This is a genomic window from Rhodococcus sp. R1101 (genome assembly GCF_000278445.1).
Lineage (GTDB): Bacteria > Actinomycetota > Actinomycetes > Mycobacteriales > Mycobacteriaceae > Rhodococcus > Rhodococcus gordoniae.
Genome location: NZ_AJVB01000714.1, coordinates 1 through 1,384, shown reverse-complemented (window position 1 = coordinate 1,384; position 1,384 = coordinate 1). Strand labels below are relative to the sequence as shown.

The 1,384-nt window shown below is 69.2% G+C and carries 2 protein-coding genes; both read left to right on the top strand.

Annotation, left to right across the window (positions count from 1 at the left end):
* Positions 1 to 203, top strand: a 203-nt coding sequence (locus R1101_RS28470; protein ID WP_037224931.1) for a PLP-dependent transferase, incomplete at its 5' end; no start/stop codon positions are given.
* Between the two features lie 72 nt (positions 204 to 275).
* Complete coding sequence (locus R1101_RS0123510; RefSeq protein WP_026003640.1) at positions 276 to 1,382, top strand: D-alanine--D-alanine ligase family protein; 1,107 nt, start codon at positions 276 to 278, stop codon at positions 1,380 to 1,382.
* The last annotated feature ends 2 nt before the right edge of the window (positions 1,383 to 1,384 follow it).

The window sequence follows — 1,384 nt, the reverse complement described above, 5'->3', positions numbered from 1 at the left end:
CCGGCCGCGACGAGGTGCACCGTTTCGTCCGCGCCGCCACGCTGGTCGCGCCGGCCACCAGTTTCGGCGGCATCCACACCACCGCGGATCGCCGCGCACGCTGGGGCGATGCCGTGCCGGAGGGATTCGTCCGGTTGTCGTGCGGAATCGAGGACACCGCCGATCTGCTCGCCGATCTCGACGCGGCGCTGAACGCACGCTGAGCGAGGGCGGATGCCCGGTGTGGACGGGACTCGGCTGGGTCTCGACGAGGCGCTACCGGTACGGTGCGACACGTGAGTACGCCCCGCACCCGGGTGGCCGTCGTCTTCGGTGGTCGCAGCAACGAACATTCCGTGTCCTGCATCTCGGCAGGCAGCATCCTGCGCCATCTCGACCCGGAGAAGTACGAGGTCGTGCCCATCGGCATCACTCCCGAGGGTGCCTGGGTTCTCAGTGACGCCGACCCCGCCCGCCTCGCCGCGGCCGGTCGCGAGCTGCCCGTCGTCGCCGGTGACGGCTCCGATCTCGTCCTCACCGCGGATCCCACCCGCAGGGGCGACATCGTCGCCCTCGACGAGGGTTCCTACGGCCGGGTGCTCGCATCGGTCGACGTGGTGTTCCCGGTCCTGCACGGCGCCTACGGCGAGGACGGCACCATCCAGGGACTCCTCGAACTGGCGAACATCCCGTACGTGGGTCCCGGTGTCCTCGCCAGCGCCGCCGGCATGGACAAGGAGTTCACCAAGAAGCTGCTCGCGGCCGAAGGGCTCCCCGTCGGTTTCCAGATCGTTCTGCGCCCCGGCACCGCGATCCTCACCGAGGAGCAGAAGGCCCGCCTGGGCCTGCCCGTCTTCGTCAAGCCCGCCCGCGGTGGGTCGTCGATCGGCATCAGCCGTGTGGCCGACTGGGCGGCCTTCGACGCCGCGGTCGCCAAGGCCCGAGAGCACGATCCGAAGGTCATCGTCGAGTCCGCGATCATCGGGCGCGAGGTCGAGTGCGGCGTGCTCGAATTTCCGGACGGTGACGTGCGGGCGAGCGTGGTGGCGGAGATCCGCATGCCCGACACCTCCGGCGACCACGAGGCGTTCTACGACTTCGACACGAAGTATCTCGACGACGTCTGCGAATTCGACGTGCCGGCGAAGCTCGACGAGGAGACCTCCGACCGGATCCGCGAACTCGCGGTCCGGGCCTTCCGCGCCCTCGACTGCCACGGCCTGTCCCGCGTCGACTTCTTCGTCACCGAGGACGGACCGGTGATCAACGAGATCAACACGATGCCCGGTTTCACGTCGATCTCGATGTACCCGCGGATGTGGGAGGCCACCGGCGTCGAATACGCCGAGCTGCTGTCGATCCTGGTGGAGACGGCGCTCGTGAGGGGCACCGGCCTGCGCTAGCG